General features: G+C 73.2%; 20 protein-coding genes and 1 pseudogene. 12 read left to right on the top strand and 9 right to left on the bottom strand.

Annotation, left to right across the window (positions count from 1 at the left end; genetic code table 11):
- Positions 1-101 precede the first annotated feature (101 nt).
- The 4 genes from ACFY1T_RS24665 to ACFY1T_RS24680 all read left to right on the top strand — a co-directional run bounded on the left by ACFY1T_RS24665 (position 102) and on the right by ACFY1T_RS24680 (position 4,170).
- A complete protein-coding gene (locus tag ACFY1T_RS24665; RefSeq protein ID WP_390790075.1) occupies positions 102-1,304 on the top strand; it encodes an amidohydrolase family protein in 1,203 nt (400 codons plus the stop codon).
- Positions 1,304-2,467: an acyl-CoA dehydrogenase family protein gene (locus ACFY1T_RS24670; protein ID WP_390790076.1), complete on the top strand. Its 1,164-nt coding sequence runs from the start codon at positions 1,304-1,306 to the stop codon at positions 2,465-2,467. The genes ACFY1T_RS24665 and ACFY1T_RS24670 overlap by 1 nt, the downstream gene beginning before the upstream one ends.
- Before the next feature lie 5 nt (positions 2,468-2,472).
- Positions 2,473-3,390, top strand: coding sequence for an acyl-CoA dehydrogenase family protein (locus ACFY1T_RS24675; protein ID WP_390790077.1), 918 nt, complete (start codon positions 2,473-2,475; stop codon positions 3,388-3,390).
- A gap of 345 nt (positions 3,391-3,735) precedes the next feature.
- A complete protein-coding gene (locus tag ACFY1T_RS24680) occupies positions 3,736-4,170 on the top strand; it encodes an ATP-binding protein (protein ID WP_030858382.1) in 435 nt (144 codons plus the stop codon).
- A gap of 169 nt (positions 4,171-4,339) precedes the next feature.
- Here the strand turns inward: ACFY1T_RS24680 and ACFY1T_RS24685 are convergent, their stop codons facing one another.
- Positions 4,340-5,005, bottom strand: coding sequence for a response regulator (locus tag ACFY1T_RS24685; protein ID WP_390790078.1), 666 nt, complete (start codon positions 5,003-5,005; stop codon positions 4,340-4,342).
- Positions 5,002-6,180 carry a sensor histidine kinase gene (locus ACFY1T_RS24690; RefSeq protein WP_390790079.1) on the bottom strand — a complete coding sequence of 393 codons (1,179 nt, stop codon included), beginning with the start codon at positions 6,178-6,180 and terminating at the stop codon, positions 5,002-5,004. Before ACFY1T_RS24690 ends, ACFY1T_RS24685 begins: the two co-directional genes overlap by 4 nt.
- 148 nt (positions 6,181-6,328) lie before the next feature.
- Here ACFY1T_RS24690 and ACFY1T_RS24695 point away from each other — a divergent pair, with 148 nt between their 5' ends.
- Positions 6,329-6,919, top strand: coding sequence for a hypothetical protein (locus tag ACFY1T_RS24695; protein WP_390790080.1), 591 nt, complete (start codon positions 6,329-6,331; stop codon positions 6,917-6,919).
- A gap of 58 nt (positions 6,920-6,977) precedes the next feature.
- On the opposite strand, the gene ACFY1T_RS24700 is transcribed toward ACFY1T_RS24695, so the two are convergent.
- Positions 6,978-7,775, bottom strand: coding sequence for a VOC family protein (locus ACFY1T_RS24700; protein ID WP_390790100.1), 798 nt, complete (start codon positions 7,773-7,775; stop codon positions 6,978-6,980).
- A gap of 97 nt (positions 7,776-7,872) precedes the next feature.
- Positions 7,873-8,799: a cyclase family protein gene (locus tag ACFY1T_RS24705; protein ID WP_390790081.1), complete on the bottom strand. Its 927-nt coding sequence runs from the start codon at positions 8,797-8,799 to the stop codon at positions 7,873-7,875.
- Positions 8,800-8,918: 119 nt separating this feature from the next.
- Here ACFY1T_RS24705 and ACFY1T_RS24710 point away from each other — a divergent pair, with 119 nt between their 5' ends.
- The 3 genes from ACFY1T_RS24710 to ACFY1T_RS24720 are packed head-to-tail and all read left to right on the top strand — an operon-like array spanning position 8,919 to position 12,127.
- Positions 8,919-9,839, top strand: a complete 921-nt coding sequence (locus ACFY1T_RS24710; protein ID WP_390790082.1) for an SDR family oxidoreductase — start codon at positions 8,919-8,921, stop codon at positions 9,837-9,839.
- A 15-nt stretch (positions 9,840-9,854) separates the two neighbouring features.
- A complete protein-coding gene (locus tag ACFY1T_RS24715) occupies positions 9,855-11,063 on the top strand; it encodes an acyl-CoA dehydrogenase family protein (protein ID WP_390790083.1) in 1,209 nt (402 codons plus the stop codon).
- Positions 11,060-12,127, top strand: coding sequence for a Zn-dependent alcohol dehydrogenase (locus ACFY1T_RS24720; RefSeq protein WP_390790084.1), 1,068 nt, complete (start codon positions 11,060-11,062; stop codon positions 12,125-12,127). Before ACFY1T_RS24715 ends, ACFY1T_RS24720 begins: the two co-directional genes overlap by 4 nt.
- 138 nt (positions 12,128-12,265) lie before the next feature.
- Here the strand turns inward: ACFY1T_RS24720 and ACFY1T_RS24725 are convergent, their stop codons facing one another.
- On the bottom strand, positions 12,266-12,892 hold the full coding sequence (locus ACFY1T_RS24725; protein WP_390790101.1) for a flavin reductase family protein: 627 nt from the start codon (positions 12,890-12,892) through the stop codon (positions 12,266-12,268).
- 137 nt (positions 12,893-13,029) lie between these two features.
- Here ACFY1T_RS24725 and ACFY1T_RS24730 point away from each other — a divergent pair, with 137 nt between their 5' ends.
- Entirely contained in the window at positions 13,030-13,926 is an 897-nt protein-coding gene (locus ACFY1T_RS24730; protein ID WP_390790085.1) for a hypothetical protein, read from the top strand.
- 144 nt (positions 13,927-14,070) lie between these two features.
- Positions 14,071-14,862: a VOC family protein gene (locus ACFY1T_RS24735; protein ID WP_390790086.1), complete on the top strand. Its 792-nt coding sequence runs from the start codon at positions 14,071-14,073 to the stop codon at positions 14,860-14,862.
- Positions 14,863-14,871: 9 nt separating this feature from the next.
- Here the strand turns inward: ACFY1T_RS24735 and ACFY1T_RS24740 are convergent, their stop codons facing one another.
- The 3 genes from ACFY1T_RS24740 to ACFY1T_RS24750 all read right to left on the bottom strand — a co-directional run bounded on the left by ACFY1T_RS24740 (position 14,872) and on the right by ACFY1T_RS24750 (position 19,703).
- Complete coding sequence (locus ACFY1T_RS24740) at positions 14,872-15,678, bottom strand: enoyl-CoA hydratase/isomerase family protein (RefSeq protein WP_390790087.1); 807 nt, start codon at positions 15,676-15,678, stop codon at positions 14,872-14,874.
- 123 nt (positions 15,679-15,801) lie between these two features.
- Positions 15,802-18,036, bottom strand: coding sequence for an acetate--CoA ligase family protein (locus ACFY1T_RS24745; protein ID WP_390790088.1), 2,235 nt, complete (start codon positions 18,034-18,036; stop codon positions 15,802-15,804).
- A 428-nt stretch (positions 18,037-18,464) separates the two neighbouring features.
- Positions 18,465-19,703 carry a flavin-containing monooxygenase gene (locus ACFY1T_RS24750; protein ID WP_390790089.1) on the bottom strand — a complete coding sequence of 413 codons (1,239 nt, stop codon included), beginning with the start codon at positions 19,701-19,703 and terminating at the stop codon, positions 18,465-18,467.
- Between the two features lie 196 nt (positions 19,704-19,899).
- Between ACFY1T_RS24750 and ACFY1T_RS24755 the strand changes: the two genes are divergently transcribed.
- Both ACFY1T_RS24755 and ACFY1T_RS24760 read left to right on the top strand, forming a co-directional pair.
- The gene (locus tag ACFY1T_RS24755; RefSeq protein WP_030858365.1) at positions 19,900-20,352 is read left to right on the top strand and encodes a DoxX family membrane protein; all 453 of its coding nucleotides are present in this window, start codon (positions 19,900-19,902) and stop codon (positions 20,350-20,352) included.
- 131 nt (positions 20,353-20,483) lie between these two features.
- Positions 20,484-20,942: a Zn-ribbon domain-containing OB-fold protein gene (locus tag ACFY1T_RS24760; protein ID WP_390790090.1), complete on the top strand. Its 459-nt coding sequence runs from the start codon at positions 20,484-20,486 to the stop codon at positions 20,940-20,942.
- 15 nt (positions 20,943-20,957) lie between these two features.
- Here ACFY1T_RS24760 and ACFY1T_RS24765 read toward each other — a convergent pair.
- A pseudogene (locus ACFY1T_RS24765) lies at positions 20,958-21,087 on the bottom strand (IS5/IS1182 family transposase); the annotation flags it as partial.

Consider the following 21,087-nt stretch of genomic DNA (forward strand, 5'->3'; position numbering starts at 1 on the left):
GCGTAGGGCTCCGGCGCTTGTCGGTCCAGGGGTGGCGGGGCTAGCGTACTTTCTGACGCTCCATCAGATTTACCGGATTCATCGGCTCGCGAGGGGACACCATGGAACTGGAACTGCCTCGGATCATCAGCGTCGACGACCACGTCATCGAACCCGCGCACCTCTTCGACGTCTGGCTGCCGGCCAAGTACCGCGACCGCGGGCCCAAGCCGCTCACGGCCGGGATCGGCGACCTCCGGTACACCGGCGGCAAGTACGTGATCTCCATGGACCCCGACGGCCCGCCGACCGACTGGTGGATCTACGAGGACCTGAAGTTCCCGTACAAGCGCAACATCGCCGCCGTCGGCTTCGACCGCGACGACATGACCCTGGAGGGCATCACCCGCGAGGAGATGCGGCGCGGCTGCTGGGACCCCAAGGCGCGCCTCGCCGACATGGACCTCAACCACGTCGAGGCATCGCTCTGCTTCCCGACCTTCCCGCGCTTCTGCGGCCAGACCTTCGCCGAGGCCCACGACAAGGAAGTGGCGCTCGCCTGCGTGCGCGCGTACAACGACTGGATGGTCGAGGAGTGGTGCGGCGACAGCGGCGGCCGGCTCATCCCGCTCTGCATCATCCCGCTCTGGGACGTCGGCCTCGCCGTCGCCGAGATCCGGCGCAACGCGGCCCGCGGGGTGCGCGCGGTGACCTTCTCCGAGATCCCGACCTACCTCGGGCTGCCGTCCATCCACTCCGGCTACTGGGACCCCTTCTTCGCCGTGTGCCAGGAGACGGGCACCGTCGTCAACATGCACATCGGGTCCAGCTCCCAGATGCCCGCCGCCTCGCCCGACGCGCCGCCCGCCGTCCAGGCCTCGCTCAGCTTCAACAACGCCATGGCCTCGATGATGGACTTCCTGTTCAGCGGGGTGCTGGTCAAGTTCCCGACGCTGAAGCTGGCCTACAGCGTGGGCCAGATGGGCTGGATCCCGTACGCCCTCGAACGCGCCGACGACGTCTGGCAGGAGCACCGCGCCTGGGGCGGGGTCCGCGACCTGATCCCCGAGCCGCCGTCCACGTACTACTACCGGCAGATGTTCTGCTGCTTCTTCCGCGACAAGCACGGGATCGCCTCGCTCGACGTCGTCGGCCGCGACAACGCCACCTTCGAGACCGACTACCCGCACGTGGACTCGACCTTCCCGCACACCAAGGAGGTCGCCCTCGACCACGTGAAGGGGCTGGACGACGAGACGGTCTACAAGCTGATGCGCGGCAACGCCATCCGCATGCTCGGCTTGTCCATGGATGAGAACCGCTGATGGACCTGACGTACACGCAGGAGGAGCGGGACTTCCGGGCCCGGCTGCGCGAATGGCTCGGCAAGACCCTGCCCGAGCTGCCCGCCAAGCCGTCCCCCGACGACTGGCCCGGCCGGCGCGCGTACGACGCCGGCTGGCAGCGCAGGCTCCACGACGCCGGGTACGCCGGCCTGCACTGGCCCGTGGACGCGGGCGGCCGCGGGGCCACCCCCACCCAGCACCTGATCTTCCTGGAGGAGACCGAGCGGGCCGGCGCCCCGTACGTGGGCGCCAACTTCGTCGGGCTCCTGCACGCCGGCCCGACGATCGCCGCCGAGGGCACGGCGGCGCAGCGGGCGCGCTGGCTGCCGCCCGTACTGCGCGGGGACGAGGTGTGGTGCCAGGGGTTCAGCGAGCCCGGCGCGGGCTCCGACCTGGCCGCGCTGCGCACGCGCGCCGTGCGCGACGGCGACGACTACGTGATCACCGGCTCGAAGATCTGGACCTCGCACGCGGAGGTCGCCGACTGGTGCGAGCTCCTCGTGCGCACGCAGCCCGTCAGCGAGGCCTGCCCCAAGCACCGCGGGATCTCCTGGCTGGCCATGCCCATGGACGCGCCCGGGGTCACCGTACGGCCGCTGCGCACCCTCGCCGGATCGGCCGAGTTCGCGGAGGTGTTCCTCGACGAGGTGCGGGTGCCCGTCGCGAACCGGGTCGGGGACGAGAACGACGGCTGGCGCGTGACCATGGTCACGCTTTCCTTCGAGCGGGGGACGGCCTTCGTCGGCGAGGTCGTGGCCTGCCGCCGCACCCTGGGAGAGCTCGCGCGCACCGCGAAGGCGAACGGCCGCTGGGACGATCCCGTGCTGCGGCGCCGGCTCGGGCGGCTGTACGGGGAGTTCGGCGCGCTGTGGCGGCTCACCCAGTGGAACGTGAGCGCGTCCGAGGCCTCCGGCGGGGTGCCGGGCGTCGGCGGCTCCGTCTTCAAGCTCGCCTACTCCCACGCGAGGCAGGAGCTGTACGACACCGCCGCCGAGGTGCTGGGCGCGGACTCCCTCGCGCTGGACGGGGAGTGGACCCTGGACCGGCTCTCGTCCCTCTCGTACACGATCGCGGCGGGCACCTCGCAGATCCAGCGGAACATCGTCGCCGAGCGGATCCTCGGCCTCCCGAAGGGCCGGTGAGGGCCGTGGACTTCCGCTTGACGCAAGAGCAGCGCGACCTGAGGGCCGGCGTACGGGACCTGCTGGCGGGCCGGTACGGGCGCGAGGCGCTGCGGGCCTCGGTGGACGCGGGCGGGGCCCTGGACCGGGGGCTGTGGCGGGAGCTCGGCGAGGCCGGGTTCTTCGCGCTGCGGCTCCCCCAGGAGCGCGGCGGGGTCGGGCTCGGGCTGCCCGAGGCGGTGCTCGTCTTCGAGGAGGCGGGCCGGGCGCTGCTGCCGGGGCCGCTGGTCGCCACGCACCTGGCGGCGGGCGCCGTCCCGGGGGCGGCGGAGGGGACCGCGGTGGTCACGGCGTTCGACCTGGGGGCCCCGGGCGGCGGCGGGGCGCTGGTGGCGCACCTCGGGGAGGCCGACGCCGTGCTCGGTGCGCCGCTTCCCCCTCCGGGCGAGCCGGTGCCCTCGGCGGACCCGCTCACCCCGCTGCACCGGGTGGCCGCGCGGCCGCCCGCCGCCGCGGAGGCGTACCGCGACGAGGGCGCGCTGCTGACGGCCGCCCTCCAGGTCGGCGGCGCGCTGCGCACGCTGGAGCTGGCGGTGCGGTACGGGCGCGAGCGCGAGCAGTTCGGGCAGCCGATCGGGGCCTTCCAGGCGGTGAAGCACCTGTGCGCGCAGATGCTGGTGCGGGCCGAGGTGGCCCGTACGGCGGTGTACGCGGCGGCGGTGACCGCGGACCCGGCGGAGACGGCCGGGGCCAAGCTGCTGGCCGACGGGGCCGCCGTGCGCAATGCCCGCGACTGCCTCCAGGTGCACGGCGGGATGGGCTTCACGTGGGAGGCGGACGTGCACCTGCACCTCAAGCGGGCCTGGGTGCGCGCCGAGCAGTGGCGGACGGCGCAGGAGGCGGAGGAGCTGCTGGCGGCGGAGCTGGCGTCGGTCTCGACGTAGCTCCCTGTCACCAAAAGGGGGTGGAACGGGAGCGGAACGGGGTACGGTCGGAACGGTCCGGGACGCATGTCCGATTACAGAGAGTTGATATCGGTTTGTGTCCTAGGCCCGGCCCATTGCGGCCCGGACTCGGGGGCCTGCTCCGGTACGCTCCCGGGAATGCGAGCGGCCCAGCAGCGCGAGCGACGCGCAGTATGCACCACACCTACTCCTTCGCGCTGGAATATGCCCGAAGCGCTTGTTGCGGTGACTGTATGTCAACCATGCTGCTCCGCAAGGGGATCACACTCGGTGATCCCGTCCTGTCGCGAGGCGAAGTGTCCGCCGGTTCGGATGGTGTGAGCGGTGCAGGTGCTTCAGGTACAGCTGGAGGTCGGACCGGACCCCGCCGAGGTCGGCCGGGCCCGCCGCTGGGCGCGGTCGCGGCTGGCGGGGTCGGGCATAGGGGATGACGAACCGCTCGCCGAGACGCTGATCCTGCTGATCTCCGAGCTGGTCACCAACGCGGTCGTGCACACCGGCTGCCCCGCCGTCCTGCGGATGCTCTTCGGGGAGCCCGGGGTACGGGTCGAGGTCGCCGACACCAGCGCCCGCGGCCCGGCCCGGCGGCAGGCCGCCGGGGACGACACGGGCGGGCGCGGCCTGGAGCTGGTGGACGGACTGGCCGACCGCTGGGGCTGGCAGCGCGAGGGCGCGGGCAAGCGGATCTGGTGCGAGATCGACCGCGCCGACAAACCCGCGGATTGTCGATCGACGTGGGAACCGCGCGTGTACCTCTAACGAGGTGTTGACGGTTCGTCAACTGGTGATCACCCTTGTACTCAGCGATTCGTCGCGAGGGGACGCCAAGGGCAGACCTTGACGAGTGCGGGTCGTGGGGTGGCGGCTGCCGTGCCGCGCTCGGGGTGCGCACGACCGTACGCCGCCACCCGCTGGTTCCCGCGCGCCCCTAACCGGGCGGCGCGACCAGTCCCATTTCGTAGGCCTTGATCACCAGTTGGACGCGGTCCCGGGCGTCCAGTTTCGTCAGCAGCCGGGCCACGTGAGACTTCGTCGTCGCCACCGTGATGAACAGGTCCTGCGCGATCTCGCTGTTCGACCGGCCCCGCCCCACCAGGGTCAGCACCTCCTGCTCCCGGCCCGTGATCGCCGCGACGCGCTCGGGGGCGGCCGCCGGACCCGCGGCGAAGTCCGCTATCAGGCGGCGCGTGACGCCCGGCGCGATCAGGGCGTCGCCCGCCGCGACCACGCGGACGGCGGCGAGGATGTCGTCCAGCGCCATGTCCTTCACGGCGAAACCGCTCGCACCGGCGCGCAGTGCCCCGTACACGTGCTCGTCCTCGTCGAAGGTGGTCAGGATGAGCACGCGGGCTCCGCCCGGGCCGGCCGACGTGAGGCGCCGGGTGGCCTCGATGCCGTCCATCTCCGGCATCCGGATGTCCATCACCACCACGTCGGGGGCGAGCTCGGCGCTCATCCGGACCGCCTCGGCGCCGTTCGCGGCCTCGCCCACGACCTCCAGGTCCGGCGTGTCGGCCATCAGGACGCGCAGCCCCGAGCGGACCAGGGGCTGGTCGTCGGCGAGCAGTACGCGGACGTTGGCGCTGGCGTTCATGCCTTCTCCTGGGGTTGTCCGACCGGCAGGGCCGCCGCCACGCGGAAGCCGCCCCCGGGCCGTGGTCCGGCCTCGAAGCGGCCGTTCAGCAGGGCGGTGCGCTCCCGCATGCCGGTGAGTCCGAATCCGGCGCCGGGCGCGGCGCCTTCCGGGATGCCGCGCCCGTCGTCGGTGACCTCCAGGGCGAGTTCGTCCGGCCCGTACGCGATCTCCACCCGGCAGCCGCCGGCCCGCGCGTGGCGGACCACGTTGGTCAGCGCCTCCTGCACGATGCGGAACGCGGCCAGTTCGATGTCGGAGGGCAGCGGCCGCCGCTCCCCCGACCACGCCACGTCCACGCGTACGCCCGTATCGGCCGCGGCGGCCTCGGCGAGCCGGTCGATGCCGTCCAGGCCCGGCGCGGGCCCCAGCGGCGCGGGCTCGCTGCGGCGCAGGGCGACCAGCGTGCGGCGCAGCCCCGCGAGGGTCTCGCGGCTGGTCGCCTCGATGGCCCGCAGCGCCTCGCGGGCCTGTGCGGGCTGCGTCTCGATGACCCGGCTGCCGACCCCGGCCTGGATGGCGATGACGCCGATGCTGTGCGCGACCATGTCGTGCAGCTCGCGGGCGATGCGCAGCCGCTCGTCGGTGAGGGCCTGCTCGGTGGCGCGGGCCTGCGCCTGCGCGGCGGCCTCGCGGCCGCGCCGCACGGAGTCGCCGATCAGCCAGCCGAGGACCACGACCGGCAGCTGGCTCTGGGCGAGGACGCGGGCGGCGGAGCCCTCCGCGGGCACCGCGAACTGGGCCGTGATCAGCAGCAGGACGGTGATGCCCACGGCCGACAGGGTCACCCGGCGCGAGCGGGTGGCCGCGACCATCCCGAGCGCCACCGCGGCGGGCAGCACCATGGAGAGGGTGAGCCCGGGGGCGCGGCCGACGAAGAGCATCAGGTACGTGCCGAACAGCATCAGGCCGAGGGTGGTGAGCGGCGCCCGGCGCACCAGGAGGGCGCCGGTCAGCACGCCGATGACCGCGAGGAGCGGACCCACGTCGAAGATCTGGTCCCCGAAGCCGAGGGGGACGCGGAAGGCGAGGTTCGACAGCAGGAGCGTGCCGAGCGCGGCGCCCGTCCAGAGGGCCGCGACCTGCCATCGGAACGGCTGCCGACCCCTGCCGACCTGCCCTGATGAGGTGTCCATGCCGCGACCCTAACGGCGGTCCCCCGTACGGACATCCGCCCCCGGGATGCATCCCGGGGGAGGGTGTCGGCCCCGGTGGTAATCAGGCATTCCGGTTTCGAGGACAATTGGGGCGCACTCGACGTTACTCAGCAGTAGGAGCAAGCGCGTGAACCAGGACCGGCGCCGCCAGGCCGAGGACTTCCTGCAGCCTGACGAGCAGTTGATCGCCGTATGTGCCTGCGAACCGGGTCCCGGCGTGCCGAACCCGCCGGAGGAGCTGCTCGCGCCGCCGGAGCCGGCGGCGCTCGGCCGGCGGATCGAGGAGAAGCTCCCGCGCCCCCTCCAGCAGTTCTTCAAGGCGCGCGGGCACGACCCGCGCCGGGACGCGGCCGAGCGGACCCCCGACCCGGCGGACGGCAAGGGCATGGAGGGCGGCTGGCAGAGCGCGGCCGGCCGGTTCCTGATCGGCCGCGCCGGCGCGCGCGGCTCGGCGACGGACGTCCTCGTGGTGACGGACCGGCGCTGGTTCGCCCTGACCGACGTCTCGCCGCTGTGGCAGTCGACGCCCGTGATGCAGCAGTACTGGGAGGTCCCGCGGTCGGAGATCACCGTCGTCCGGGCGAACGGGACGGGCCTGCTCCAGAAGGGCCGCATGTACATCGAGTTCGCCGACCTCTCCTGGGTGGCGGTCTCCGCCCTGACCCCGGCCGAGGCCCCCGGCTTCGCCGCCGCCGCGGCCCGTTACCGCTTGGGGTAGTGCGGGCGGGGCCGCGCGGGTTGCCCCGGCCGGAGGGCCGGGGCAACCGCCGTTCGGATCAGGCCGGTTGCTCCGGGGTGGTGGCGGCGATCACCGCGAAGGTGCCGCCCTGGGGGTCGGCGAGGACGGCCATCCGGCCCGCCGCCATGTCGAACGCGGGGGCCTTGACGGCGCCGCCGGCCCGCACCGCGGCCGCCTGGACGGAGTCGACGTCGTCGACGGCGAAGTACGGGAGCCAGTGCGGCGGAACCCCGGTCGGCATCGAGGCGAGGTCCATCATCCCGCCGACGGCCCGGCCCGCGACCGTGAACTCCGTGTACTCCTCGGCGCCCGGCATCTGCGACTTCGCCGTGCCCATCGGCAGTACGGCGGAGTAGAACGCGGAGGCGGCCGCGACGTCGCCGGTGCTCAGCTCGTTCCAGATCAGCGCGCCGTGCTCGTTGACGATGCCCGCCCCGGCGAAGGTGCCGTACTGCCAGAGGCCGACGACGGCGCCGGTCGGGTCGCAGACGACGGCCATCCGCCCGAGGTCCATGACGTCCATCGGGCCCACCATCACCGTGCCGCCCGCGTCGGTCACCGACTTGAGGGTGGAGTCGATGGAGTCGGTGGCCAGGTACGTGGTCCACACGGTCGGCGGCATCGGGTCCGGGACCGTCCCGTCCGGGTTGGAGGCGCGCATGATCCCGGCCACCGGCTTGCCCTTGAGGGTGCAGACGGAGTAGCCGCCGGTTTCCGCCGGGCCGATCTCCCCCTGCCAGCCGAAGAGGTCGCGGTAGAAGTCGAGGGCGGCCTGCTGGTCGGGGACCATCAGGTCGATCCAGCAGGGGGTGCCGGCCTGGTAGGGGCCGTTCATGTCGGGCACGGATGCCTCCGGGGCTGCCGATGAGGGTTGGACGGCCCCTCCCTACCCCGCCCCCACCGGCCGAATCGGGCCATACGGTTGAACGCGCTCAGAGGACGGCCACCGGGGCGACCGGGGTGCCGACGCCGCCGACGAAGGGCTCCGGCATGGCGGAGAGCAGGAAGGCGTACCGGTTCTCTTCTGCACAGGCTGTGGACAACTTTTCGAGATTCCAGTTCTGGCCCTGGTGCATGCCCATCTCCACCAGGTCCAGCGCGTGCACCGGCAGCCACAGGTTGTCGATCTCCGGAGGGAAGATCTCGAAGGTCAGGGTGTCGTTCGCCACCGCCGCCACGTCCCGCGCGTGGAACCACTCCGGCGTGCGGACGGACAGTCCGGGCGACGGGAAGCCGTAACCGTGCTTGTCGCCCGCCAGGTAGACCTGGATCTGGCCGGTGCGGACCAGGACGACGTCTCCGGGCCGGACCGTGACCCCGCCGAACTCCTCCGCCTCCGCCAGGTCCTCCGGGGTCACCGCGTGGCCGCCCGGCAGCCGGTCCAGGCCCTTCGCGCGGGCCACGTCCAGCAGGACGCCCCGCGAGACGATGGGGGCGGCCTTGTCGATGCCGCTGAACTCGGCGCGTGCGTGCGCGGTGATCGTGGACGCGGGGCGGCCGTTGTAGATGCGGCCCGAGTGCGAGACGTGCGTCAGCGCGTCCCAGTGGGTGGCCGACTGGAGGCCCATCGTCACGGCGTCGTCGCTGCACGCCACCGTGCCCGGACCGAAGAGCTCCTGGTTGATCTGCACCATCGTGTGCAGCGGGTTGACCCGCCCCGGTATCAGCCCCGCCTGCACCCCGTCCTCCTTCAGGGGCAGTGCCAGGGGGATCCGCACGCCGGTACGGACCTCGGAGGCGGCCGCCCGCACCACCTCCGCGGTGATCAGGTTCAGGGTCCCGATCTCGTCGTCGGCGCCCCAGCGCCCCCAGTTGTTGACGCGCTTGGCGATGTCGTGGAACTCGGCGGGCAAGGTCATGGCTTCCATCAGCTCCTGGGGTGCGCTGGGGCAACTGAGGCCGACTAGGGCTTGTGCCCGGACATCCGACTGGTCATAGAATCTAACGGACCGTCAGAAAACGCGGGAAGGGGTCGGGCGTGGGGAACTTCTTGGCCGGCAAGGTCGTGGCCGTCACCGGCGCGGGCAGGGGCATCGGGCGGGCCGTGGCACTCGCGGCGGCCGCCGAGGGCGCCAGGGTCGTCGTCAACGACTACGGCGTCGGCATCGAGGGCGGGGAGCCGACGAGCGAGATAGCCGACGGCGTGGTGAAGGAGATCCAGGCCGCCGGAGGCGAGGCCGTCGCCGTCGCCGACGACATCTCGACCATGGCGGGCGGCCAGCGCATCGTCGACACCGCCCTCGCGCAGTTCGGCCGCATCGACGGCGTCGTGTGCGTCGCCGGCATCCTGCGCGAGCGGATGCTGTTCAACATGTCCGAGGAGGAGTGGGACCCGGTCGTCGCCACCCACCTCAAGGGCACCTTCACCGTCTTCCGCGCCGCCTCCGCCGTCATGCGCCGCCAGGGCTCCGGCACCCTCATCGGCTTCACCAGCGGCAACCACCAGGGCTCCGTCGCCCAGGCCAACTACAGCGCCGCCAAGGGCGGGATCATCTCCCTCGTCCGCTCCGCCGCGCTCGGGCTGGCCAAGTACGGGGTCACCGCCAACGCCGTCGCACCCGTCGCCCGGACCCGGATGTCGGCGAACGTCCCCATGGAGCTCAAGGAGATCGGCGAGCCCGAGGACGTCGCGGCCCTCGTCACCTACCTGCTCTCCGACAAGGCCGTCGCCGTGGGCGGCGAGAAGATCACCGGGCAGGTCTACACGATCGCCGGCCCGAAGATCGCCGTCTGGGCACAGCCGCGCGAACTGCGCGCCGGCTACGCCGAGGGCTCCTGGACCCCCGAGAAGATCGCCGACTTCCTGCCCGGCACCGTCGGCACCGACCCGATGCCGATGCTCGCGCAGCTGGAGGCCATGGCCAAGGCGGCGGCCGCCAAGGACCGCCCCAACGCGTAGGGGAGCCCGGAAGACATGGACTTCAGCTTCGGGGCCGGGGACGAGCGGCTGCGCGTCCGCGCCCGCTCCTGGCTCACCGGGCACCTGGTGGGTCCGTACGCGGACGCCCTCGGCCTCGGCGGGCCCGGCAGCGAGCACGAAGGGGTCGAGACCCGGCGCGCGTGGGAGCGCGAGCTGGGCCGGGGCGGCTGGATCGGCCAGGGCTGGGAGCTGCCCTCCGGGACGTACGGGCAGCAGCGGCTCTCCCTCACCGGCCAGGTCGTCTGGGCCGAGGAGTACGCGGCGCTGCGCGCCCCCGGGCGGGTCGGCCACATCGGGGAGAACCTCCTCGCGCCGACCCTGATCGCGTACGGGTCCCGGGAGCAGCGGGACCGCTTCCTGCCCGGCATCGCGCGCGGCGAGGAGCTGTGGTGCCAGGGCTACAGCGAGCCGGGCGCCGGCTCCGACCTCGCGGGGATCCGTACCACCGCGGTACGGGACGCGGCGGACGGGCGGTTCCGGGTCACCGGCCAGAAGATCTGGACCTCGCTGGCCCGGGACGCCGACTGGTGCTTCGTCCTGGCCCGGACCGAACCGGGCTCGCGGCGCCACCGCGGCCTGTCCTTCCTGCTCGTGCGGATGGACCAGCCGGGCAGGGTCGAGGTCCGGCCGATCCGCCAGATGTCGGGGACGAGCGAGTTCAACGAGGTCTTCTTCGACGGGGCGGTGGCGGCGGAGGCCGTCGGCGGGGAGGGCGACGGCTGGACCGTTGCCATGGGACTGCTCGCCCTGGAGCGCGGGGTCTCCACGCTCGTCCAGCAGATCGGCTTCGCGGCGGAACTGGAGCGGGTGGTGGGGGCCTACGTGGCCGCGGCGCCGGAGGGCGCCGGGGACCCCGTACTGCGAGAACGCCTCGTACGGCAGTGGGCCGAGCTGCGCACGATGCGCTGGAACGCCCTGCGGACGCTGGGAACGGCCGCAGACCCGGGTGCGCCGAGCGTGGCCAAGCTGCTGTGGGGCGGCTGGCACCGGCGGCTCGGCGAGCTGGCGGTGGCGGTCCGCGGAGCCGCGGCCTGCGCCGGGCCGGGCGACTGGGCGCCCGGGACCCCGTACGAACTCGGACTCGACGAGGAGCAGCGCCTGTTCCTGTTCACCCGCGCCGACACGATCTACGGCGGCTCGGACGAGATCCAGCGGAACATCATCGCCGAGCGCGTGCTCGGCCTGCCTAAGGAGTCCAGGTGAGAGGCGTCGTGTTCGACGGCAAGCAGGTCCAGGTGGTGGAGGATCTGGAGATCCGCGACCCGGGGCCGGGGGAGGTGCTGGTCGCCATCGCGGCGGCCGGACTGTGCCACAGCGACCTGTCGGTGATCGACGGGACGATACCGTTCCCGCCGCCGGTGGTCCTCGGCCACGAGGGCGCCGGGGTGGTGGAGGCGGTCGGTTCGGGTGTGACGCACGTGGCGCCCGGCGATCACGTCTCCCTGTCGACCCTCGCGAACTGCGGGGCCTGCGCGGACTGTGACCGGGGCCGGCCGACCATGTGCCGCAAGGCGATCGGGATGCCGGGGCAGCCGTTCTCGCGGGGCGGGAGGCCGCTGTTCCAGTTCGCGTCCAACTCCGCCTTCGCGGAGCGGACGATCGTCAAGGCCGTCCAGGCGGTGAAGATCCCGGACGACATCCCGCTCACCTCGGCCGCGCTCATCGGCTGCGGTGTCCTGACCGGGGTGGGGGCCGTGCTGAACCGGGCCCGGGTGGACCACGGGGAGTCGGTCGTCGTCATCGGCACGGGCGGCATCGGGCTCAACGTGATCCAGGGCGCGCGGATCGCGGGCGCGGGCGCGATCGTGGCCGTGGACGCCAATCCGGCGAAGGAGGCGGTGGCCCGGCAGTTCGGGGCCACGCACTTCATCGACGCTTCGGCCGTCCCCGACTCCTCGGCGGCGGTGCGCGAGATCCTCCCGACGGGCGCGGACCACGCCTTCGAGTGCGTGGGCAACGTCAAGCTGATCCGCCAGGCAGTCGACCTGCTGGACCGGCACGGGCAGGCGATCCTGCTCGGGGTCCCCGGCTTCAAGGAGGAGGCGTCGTTCACGGTCTCGTCCATGTACCTGGACAAGACCATCATGGGCTGCCGGTACGGCTCCTCCCGCCCGCAGCGGGACATCGCCCTCTACGCGGAGCTCTACCGGCAGGGCAGGCTGCTGCTCGACGAACTGGTCACCGAGACCTACCCGATCGAGGACTTCGCGAAGGCCGTGGACGACGCGCAGCACGGGCGGGTGGCGCGGGGAGTGCTCACGTTCTGACGCGGACGACGCGGACGACGTGGACGACGTGGACGACGTGGACGACGCGGACGACGCGGACGACGTGAAGGCCCCGCCTCCGGCCGGAGGCGGGGCCTTCACGCAATCCCCGGCGCCGCTCGCCCGCTCGCCCGCGGGCTACTCGGCGGCGAGGCGGCCGAAGCGGCCCTTGTGGAAGAGGAGCGGGCCGTCCTCCCCGGCGGCGCCCATGGCCTCGACCCGGCCGACCACGATCAGGTGGTCCCCGCCGGTGTGCACGGCGTGGATGCGGCAGTCGATCCAGGCGGGCACGGCCTCCAGCCGCGGTGACCCGGTCACGGGGGCGGGGGTGTGCGCGACCCCGGCGAACTTGTCGGCGCCGCTGACCGCGAAGGCCCGGCACAGCTCGCCCTGCCCGGCGCCCAGGACGTTGACGCAGAACACCCCGGCGCGGGCGATCCGGGGCCAGGTGGTCGACGTACGGGCCACCATGAAGGTGACCAGCGGCGGGTCGAGCGACAGCGAGGCGAAGGACTGGCACGCGAACCCGGCCGGGCCGTCCTCCCCCTCCCCGGCCGGGGCGGTGATGACCGTGACCCCGCTGGCGAAGTTCCCGAGTACGGCCCGGAACTCGGCGGGGCTGACGGGGGCGCGCTCGTCCTCGCCGACGGCCCGCAGATCGGGGCGCGGCAGCGCGTCGACGTGGCCGGCGTCCGGGTCCTGCTCCGACGGGGCGGAGGTGGGGGAGCCGACTGACCTGAGGTATCGGACGACGGTGGCCGCCATCCCTGCGTGTCCCATCACGTCACGATTGAAGCTGACGGTCCGTCAGATTGGAAGGGGTGCGGGCGGGTGACTCGGAAATGGGGAGGGTGTATCGTCGCCATCGATTGAACATGTTCAATTAATGTGGGGGTGGGGGCATGGGGATGCCAGAGGTGCACGCGGGACCGGCCGCGCGGTCCCGGAACCGGTCCCGTCTGTCGACCGGGTCGGAGCTGGCCTTCACCGGGCAGTGCATCGTGGCGGGGGCGGCCTTCCTCGCCACCTCCGGCATGCGCGACGACCACGGCCTCGGCATCGACTCCGCCGTCTTCGCCGCGATACCGCTGATGCTGCTCGTGGTGGTCCTGGCCGCGTACCTGCACCGGGTGCTGTTCACCCTGCCGGTGATGGCCCTGACGCGAGCGCTGGGAAACCCGTGGTGGGCACCGCTCTGGGCCGCCGCCGTCGCCGCCGCCTACACGGGATGGGCCGGTGCCGCCTGGGGCCTGCCGTACGGCTGGACGGCGCTCTGGATCGCCGGCTCCGGGGTCCTCCCGGTGCTGGCGGCCTCGTACGCGCACCACAGGTCGCTCGGGTGGACCGGGATGGCGGCCCGGGCCGGCGCCGCCACCGGCATCGCCCTGCTCCTCTGCGCGTTCGGCGCCTTCCTCCAGGAGCGGACCGGGTTCGCCGCGTACGAGCCGCCCCGGCTGGAGCGGGCCCGGTACGCCGGCGAGTGGATCGGCGGCGGCGGCGCGTACCGGCTGCGGCTGGGCGAGAACGGCGAGGCGGAAGCCGGGAACCTGGCGCAGGTCGCGCCGACCGGGCTGTGGGACACCTGCTCCGGGACCGGGACGTGGACGTTCGAGCCCGGGCGCGGGTCCGGCGGCCTCTTCGACCGGCCGAGGGACCGGGTCACGCTCACCATCGAGGGCTGTGGCCCCATGCGGGACTGGCAGGTGGCCGGCACGGCCGAACGGCCCGAGCTGTTCTGCGTCCTGGGCGATCCGGAGGACCTCCACCCCCGGTCCGCCGAAACCCTGCACCGCCTGTAGCCGGGGCTCGGGGCGGGGCCTCGCCGTTCGCCCGTACGGGTGAATCCACCGCCCCACCGGGACCCGTACGGAGGACACTCCCGCGGCAGGTCGGCATCGTGGCCCCCGGCCCGATCCCGATCCACCCGTCTCCAGGAGGACTCCATGCTCGGCACCGACTTCCGTCTCGGCTCGCCCGTCTGGCTCGACCTCGGCAGCCCCGACACCACCGGGGCCGCGGGGTTCTACGGCTCCGTCTTCGGCTGGACCTTCACCGACCTGGGCCCGGACGCCGGCGGGTACGGGTTCTTCCAGGTGGACGGCAAGACCGTCGCCGCGCTCGGGCCGCTCACCGAGGAAGGGGCGAGTTCCGCCTGGATGCTGCACTTCAAGGCCGACGACATCCAGGCCACGGTGTCCGCCATCCGGTCCGGTGGCGGGAAGATCCGGATGGAGCCGACGGACGTCATGGGCGAGGGCTGGCTCGCGCAGGCCACCGACCCGCAGGGCGCCGAGTTCGCGCTCTGGCAGTCCGGGAAGACCGACGGACTGGGGAGGGTCTCCGACGAGAACAGCCTGGTGTGGGCGGAGCTGCACGTACCGGACCCGGCCGCGGCCATCACCTTCTACAACGGCGTCTTCGGCTGGCGCAGCCAGGACATGGAGACGCCCGGGATGACGTACCGCGTGCTGAGCCTGAAGGACGGCGACCAGCAGCAGACCTCGTTCGGCGGGATCGCGCCGATGGGCGACGGGGCGGGCGGGGGCGTCGAGAAGCCGCGCTGGGTCCCGTACTTCAACGTCGCGGACGTCGACGCGACGGTCTCGGCGGCGAGCGGGAACGGCGGATCGGTGCTCATGCCGGCCGCGGACGTGCCGGACGTCGGCCGGATCGCGTGGGTGGCGGACCCGTCCGGAGCCGTGTTCGCGCTGCTGAAGCCGAACCCGATGACGTGAGGCGCCCGCTCAGCGCCCGAGGTACTTGGGCGAGCGTCGCTCCACGAAGCTCGCCACGCCCTCGTTCGCGTCGGCTGTGGTCATGTTGATCTCCTGAGCGGTGGCCTCGGCGGCCAGTGCGGCCGCCCGGCCACCGTCCAGAGAGGCGTTCACCAGCTGCTTCGTCAGTGCGAGGGCGCGGGTCGGGCCCTGCGCCAGGCGCTCCGCCCACTCCCGGGCGGCGGCCTCCAGCTCCCCGGCCGGAACCACCCGGTTGACGAGACCGAGCCGCTCGGCCTCGGCCGCCGGGACGGCGTCGCCGAAGAACATCAGCTCCTTGGCCTTCTGCGGACCGACCAGGCGCGGGAGCAGGTAGGCGCCGCCGCCGTCGGGGACCAGGCCGCGGCGTACGAACACCTCGATGAAGCGGGCCGAGTCCGCGGCGACGACCAGGTCGCAGGCGAGGGCGAGGTGGGCGCCGATCCCGGCGGCCGTGCCGTTGACGGCGGCGAGGACCGGCTTCTCGCAGTCCAGCACGGCCGTGATCAGGCGCTGCGCGCCGAGCCGGATCATGCGGGCGACGTCACCGGCGACGCGCTCGCCCGGCGCGGCGGGGGCGCCGCGCAGGTCGGCGCCCGCGCAGAACCCCTTGCCGGTGGCGGTGACGACGACGGCCCGCACGCCGGGGTCCGCCGAGGCCTCGGCGAGCAGGGCGATGACGCGCTCGCGCTGGTCCCAGGTGACGGCGTTCATGGCTTCCGGCCGGTTCAGGGTGATCCAGGAGACCCCGCTCTCGATGCGGTGCAGGACCTCGTCGGCGGGGGCGTCGCTGCTCATGGGGTGAACTCCCGTTCGGGGTAGGGGTGGGGAGGCGGCCCCGCGCGGCGCAGGCCCGGCGTGCCGGCCGGGTCCGGGGGTCCGGGGGTCCGGGGGTCCGCGGGTCCGGGGGCCGCGCGGCGGTCAGCGGCAGATCGCCAGGGCGTCCAGCGCCACCGCCCCCTGGCCGCGCGGGAGGACCATCAGCGGGTTGATGTCCAGCTCGGACAGGACGCCGCCCAGTTCCAGCGCCATCCGCTGGACCCGCAGGACGACCTCCACCAGCGCGTCCACGTCGGCCGGCGGGGCGCCCCGTACGCCCTCCAGGAGGGCGTGGCCGCGCAGTTCCGTCAGCATCGCGCGGGCCTGGTCCTCGCCGAAGGGCGGGACGCGGACCGCCGCGTCGTGCAGGACCTCCACCAGGACCCCGCCCAGGCCCACCGTCACCGTCGGGCCGAAGAGCTCGTCCTGCGTCACGCCGACGACCATCTCGACCCCCCGCTCCACCATCTGGCAGACGAGGATCCCGTCCAGCGGGACGTTCTCGTAGCGGGCGATGTCCGTCAGCTCCCGGTACGCGTCCCGGATCTGGCTCGCCGAGGTCAGGCCGATCTTCACCAGCCCGAGTTCCGTCTTGTGCGCGAGCTGCGGCCCCGAGGCCTTCATCACCACCGGGTACCCGACGAGCCCCGCCGCCCGTACCGCCGCCGCGGCGCTCGTCACGAGCTGCTCGCGGGGGACCCGTATCCCGTACGCCCTGAGCAGCTGCTTCGCCGCGTGCTCGCTGAGCTGCTGGCCCGGCCGCATGAGTGCCTGCGCCTTGCGGTACGAGGGGGACGGGGTCCGCGGCGCGTCCTCGAAGGGAGAGCGGTACGCGGACGTGAACCGGTGGTGGCCGAGGTAGGCGCGGACGGCGGTGATGCAGTTGCCGAAGGTGCGGAAGGTGGCCACGCGGGAGGAGCCGAGCAGGGTGGTGCGGTAGGCCTCCTCGGTGCCGACCGGCGAGCCCCAGACGACGCAGATCAGCTTGTCGCTCTGCTCGGCAGCGTCCACCAGGTCCTGCGCGAGCCTGTCGCTCATCGGGGGGAACGGCCCGGTGATCGGGCAGATCAGCACGCCCACCGACGGGTCGGCGAGGATCGCGTCGATGATCTTGCGGCCGCGCCAGTCGCCGACCGGGTGGCCGCCGTTGTCGACGGGGTTGGCGACGTTCAGGTACTCCGGTATCCACTGGTGGAGTTCCTGCTGCTTGGCCTGCGAGAGGGTGGGCAGGGTGAGCCCCGCCTCGGTCGCGAGGTCCGAGAAGTGGGCCCCGGTGCCGCCGGAGATGGAGTACACGACGACCCCGTCGGCCAGCGGCTTGCGGGCCCGGGCGAGCAGGGCGGCGGTGTCCTGGAGCTCGTCCAGACCGTCGACGCGGATGACGCCGAACTGCCGCATCGCGGCGTCGACGACGGTGTCCGCGCCGGTCAGCTTCCCGGTGTGGGAGGCGGCCATGCGGGCGCCGGTCTCGGTGCGGCCGACCTTGACGGCGACGACGGGCACGCCGTTGCGTGCGGCGCGGTCGGCGGCGAGGAGGAACTGGCGGCCGTCCTTGAGGCCTTCCACGTAGCAGGCGATGGCCCCGACCTCGGGCCGCTCGGCGAAGTAGGAGATGAAGTCGGAGGTCTCGAGGTCGGCTTCGTTGCCCGTGGGGGCCCAGTGGGAGAGCCGGATGCCCAGCTCCTGGAGGGTGTAGACGGGCCGGCCCTGGTGGCCGGACTGGGTGATGAGCGCGATCGCCGGGCCGTCGAGGTCCTCGCGGAACTCCTCGAAGGCGTTGAGGTTGGTGTTGGGGCCGAGCAGGCGCAGGCCGGAGCGCCGGACGGCGGCCGCGAGCCGCTCCTGGGCGGCGGCCCCCTCGTCTCCGGTCTCGGCGAAGCCTGAGGCGAAGGCGACGGCGAACTTCACCTTGGCCTCGGCCAGTTCCTCGATCACCGGCAGCGGATCGCCGACGAGGAGGACGGCCAGGTCCACCTGTTCGGGCAGGTCGGCCACGGACGCGTGGCAGGCCACTCCGAAGACGGCGGGGCGGGTGGGGTGCACGGGGTGGATCCGCGCGCCGACGCGCTCAGCCCAGGCGATCAGCTGGCGGGTGATGCCGGTGTTCGGTCTGCCTTCGTCGTCGGAGGCGCCGATGACGGCCACGGACTCGGGCCGGAAGAACCGGTCGAGGTCGGGGACATCGGCGTGCAGGGGCCGTCCGCTGACGTCCACCGCGACCGCGTCCGCGGCGGAGGGTGCCGCCGTGGAGTGGACGGCCGTCCTGGGGGTCTCCCCGCAGGCGTCGACACGTGCGCGGAAGTCGGTGGTGAGGGTGCCGTGAGTAGATCCAAGCATCGTTCCGCCCGCTCCTGCTCGATGAACCTCAATAACTGACGCGTAGTCAGATTACTGAACTGACGTGCCGTCAGGAACAGTGCTGCGCAGGAAAGCTGGTGGAGGTGGTGTGTGGGAACGGTCCCAGATCCCGCCGGGACGGGTCCAGAGCGCGTTTCGGCCGCGTTCGGGACCCGTCGGCCGCGTCCGCCGGAGGCGGTACGGGGGACCCCCGCGGCCGGCCGGCCCGCCGGAGCGCGCACGCGGCCGCGCGGATGCCGGGTGGCGGCCCGGGTGGCGGCCCGGGTGGCGGCCCGGGTGGCCCGTGCCCGCCCCAAGGGGGTGTCCGCGAAGTGGCGCCGGCCGCCCGGAGGGCGGTCCCGCGGCGTCCGGTGCGCCGAGAGCGCGTGCCGGGCGTCGCGGGGCAGGCGGGACTTTGCGGACACCCCCTAGGCGAGGGGGTCGACCGGGCGGAGGCCCGTGTTCGGGAGGGGGTCGGGCTGCGGGCGGCCGGCCAGGGGGCCCAGGCGGCGGGAGACCGCCCGGGCTATCTTCTCGGCGTCCAGGGCCATCTCGCGGAACATGCCGCTGATGGGGTTGGTGAAGCCGGTGAAGTACAGGCCGGGGGCCTGCGCGGGGGAGCGGCCGCCGTGCGTGCGGGGACGGCCGCGCCCGTCGAGCACGTCGAGGTGCCCGACCAGGCCCTCCAGGCCGCGCCGGTATCCGGTGGCCGCGACCACCGCGTCCGGGGTGATGCGGGAACCGTCGGCGAGCACCACCTGCCCGCCGTCGAAGGAGGTCACGGCGGCGACCGGTTCGACCCGGCCCGTGCGCACGGCGTCGATCAGGCCGACGTCCTGGACCGGGATCGCGCCCTCCTTGACCCTGCTGTACAGGCCGGCGGCGGGGCGGGGGAGTCCGTACGCCGTCAGGTCGGGGACCGAGGCCTTGGCGACGAGCGCGCCGAGCCGGTCCACGAGCCGTACGGGCAGCCGCCGCACCAGGATCCCGGTGCGCTGCGCGGGCCAGCCCGCGGTGGAGCGCCGCACGATGTGCGGTGCGGTGCGCACGGCGAGCCGCACCCGCGCGGCCCCGCCCTCGGCCAGGTCGACGGCTATCTCGGCGCCGGTGTTGCCGGTGCCGACGACGAGCACGTCCCGGCCCTCGTACGGCTCGGCGTTGCGGTACTCGCGGGCGTGCAGGAGCTCCCCGGTGTACGTGTCGCCGCCCGGCCAGTCGGGGAGCGCGGGGGTGTGGTTGAACCCGGTGGCGACGACGACGGCGCGGGCGTCCAGCACCCGCCCGCCGGTCGCGTGCAGCAGCCAGCCGTCCCCGCCGGGGGCGGGGTCGAGCCGGGTCACCTCGACACCGGTGACGAGCTCCAGCGCGTGGAACTCGGCGTACTTCTCCAGGTACCGCACCACGTCGTCCCGCGACACCCACCGCCCGAACCTGCGCGGCATCGCCAGCCCGGGGAGGGCGGAGAGCCGGCGCGTGGTGTGCAGGTGGAGCCGGTCGTAGTGCCCCCGCCAGGAGGAGGCGACGTCATCGGACTTCTCGACGACCACCGCACGCACCCCGCGGGCGCGCAAGGCTGCGGCCGCGGCGAGGCCGCCGGGCCCGGCGCCGATCACGTAGACCGGGCGCGGCTGGGTGGACAGGTCGGGGGCTGTGGGGACTCCGGACATGAGGAGTGAGCGTATCGACACACAGCGTTGATGGGTCTCGGACAAGGAGGGAATCGATTGCGGATCGATCACGGGCGCTTCCGGGCCGCCCCCTCCGGGCCGGGTGCCCGGGGTGAACGCAGTGCACGGCCACCCTTGCGGGATCGCTCCCGATCCGCTGAACTGACGTACCGTCAGGTCTAGGGAGGGAGGGCCGATGCAGACCATCTGGCTCAGTGGGGCCGAGTGGCTCGCCGTGCTCCGGATAGGGCTCGGCCTGTGGTGGCTGGAGAGCTGGCGGCACAAGGACAAGAAGGGCTGGTTCGAGCGCGGCACCGGCATCGCCTGGGCCGCCGACGTCGCCGGCAAGCACCGCTGGCCGTTCGTGAAGGGCGGCTTCGAGAAGGTCGTCCAGCCGCGCCCGCGGCTGATGGCGTACGTCGTCGTCTACGCGGAACTCGCCCTCGGGCTCGGGCTGGTGCTCGGCTTCCTGACCCCGGTCGCGCTCGTCGGCGGGCTGCTGCTGAACCTGCTGTACCTGGTGCTGATGATCCACGACTGGGCCGAGCAGGGGCAGAACGCGATGATGGCCCTGATCTCGCTCGTCGCGCTCTTCGCGATGGCCTGGCAGACCTGGTCCGTGGACGCGGCGACGGGACTGTTCCTGTGAGCCCCGCGAGTTCGACGGGCCCTGCGAGTTCGGCGAGCCCGGCGGGCTCAGCGAGTCCTGCGGGCTCGGCGAGCCCGGCGGGCTCAGCGAGTCCTGCGGGCTCAGCGCGCGCTGCGACCGCCGCGAGCACTGTGAGTCCTGCCGGCGCGCCGCGCCACGACCTGCCCGAGACCGACGACTTCACCCGGCCCTACTGGGACGCGGCCGCCGAGGGCCGGCTCCTGCTGCGCCGCTGCGCGGACTGCGGGCGGGTCCACCACTACCCGCGGGAGTTCTGCCCGTTCTGCTGGTCCGGCGAGGAGCGGGTGACCTGGGAACCCGCGAGCGGCCGCGCCACCCTCTACACGTGGTCGGTGATCCACCGCAACGACCTCCCGCCGTTCGGGACGCGGGTCCCGTACACGGCGGCCGTGGTCGACCTGGCCGAGGGCCCGCGCATGATGACGGAGGTCGTCGACTGCGCCCCGGCGGACCTGCGGATCGGCATGCCGCTCGAAGTGGTCTTCCGCGAGGCGGCGCAGGGCGTGTGGGTGGCGGTGTTCCGGCCGGAGGGCGAGAGCGGCCCGACATCCCGGGGGGACACTCCCTAGGGGGTGTCCGCAATGTCAGTTGGGGAGCCATAGTCGTAGGCAGGCGAGGGTGACGAGGGCTTTGTAGTGGCGGGCTCGTTTGTCGTAGCGGGTGGCGAGGGCCTTGTTCTGCTTGAGTTTGTTGAAGCAGCGTTCGACGACGTTG

Origin of the sequence: Streptomyces sp. NPDC001194, assembly GCF_042896985.1 — a bacterium.
Classification (GTDB): domain Bacteria; phylum Actinomycetota; class Actinomycetes; order Streptomycetales; family Streptomycetaceae; genus Streptomyces.

What these genes read in the sequence shown, in the direction of transcription:
- ACFY1T_RS24665 (WP_390790075.1), top strand. Translation starts at nt 102, where the DNA reads ATGGAACTGGAACTGCCTCGGATCATCAGCGTCGACGACCACGTCATC.
- ACFY1T_RS24670 (WP_390790076.1), top strand. Translation starts at nt 1,304, where the DNA reads ATGGACCTGACGTACACGCAGGAGGAGCGGGACTTCCGGGCCCGGCTG.
- ACFY1T_RS24685 (WP_390790078.1), bottom strand. Translation starts at nt 5,005, where the DNA reads ATGAACGCCAGCGCCAACGTCCGCGTACTGCTCGCCGACGACCAGCCC.
- ACFY1T_RS24690 (WP_390790079.1), bottom strand. Translation starts at nt 6,180, where the DNA reads ATGGACACCTCATCAGGGCAGGTCGGCAGGGGTCGGCAGCCGTTCCGA.
- ACFY1T_RS24700 (WP_390790100.1), bottom strand. Translation starts at nt 7,775, where the DNA reads ATGAACGGCCCCTACCAGGCCGGCACCCCCTGCTGGATCGACCTGATG.
- ACFY1T_RS24705 (WP_390790081.1), bottom strand. Translation starts at nt 8,799, where the DNA reads ATGACCTTGCCCGCCGAGTTCCACGACATCGCCAAGCGCGTCAACAAC.
- ACFY1T_RS24715 (WP_390790083.1), top strand. Translation starts at nt 9,855, where the DNA reads ATGGACTTCAGCTTCGGGGCCGGGGACGAGCGGCTGCGCGTCCGCGCC.
- ACFY1T_RS24725 (WP_390790101.1), bottom strand. Translation starts at nt 12,892, where the DNA reads ATGGCGGCCACCGTCGTCCGATACCTCAGGTCAGTCGGCTCCCCCACC.
- ACFY1T_RS24730 (WP_390790085.1), top strand. Translation starts at nt 13,030, where the DNA reads ATGGGGATGCCAGAGGTGCACGCGGGACCGGCCGCGCGGTCCCGGAAC.
- ACFY1T_RS24735 (WP_390790086.1), top strand. Translation starts at nt 14,071, where the DNA reads ATGCTCGGCACCGACTTCCGTCTCGGCTCGCCCGTCTGGCTCGACCTC.
- ACFY1T_RS24740 (WP_390790087.1), bottom strand. Translation starts at nt 15,678, where the DNA reads ATGAGCAGCGACGCCCCCGCCGACGAGGTCCTGCACCGCATCGAGAGC.
- ACFY1T_RS24745 (WP_390790088.1), bottom strand. Translation starts at nt 18,036, where the DNA reads ATGCTTGGATCTACTCACGGCACCCTCACCACCGACTTCCGCGCACGT.
- ACFY1T_RS24750 (WP_390790089.1), bottom strand. Translation starts at nt 19,703, where the DNA reads ATGTCCGGAGTCCCCACAGCCCCCGACCTGTCCACCCAGCCGCGCCCG.
- ACFY1T_RS24755 (WP_030858365.1), top strand. Translation starts at nt 19,900, where the DNA reads ATGCAGACCATCTGGCTCAGTGGGGCCGAGTGGCTCGCCGTGCTCCGG.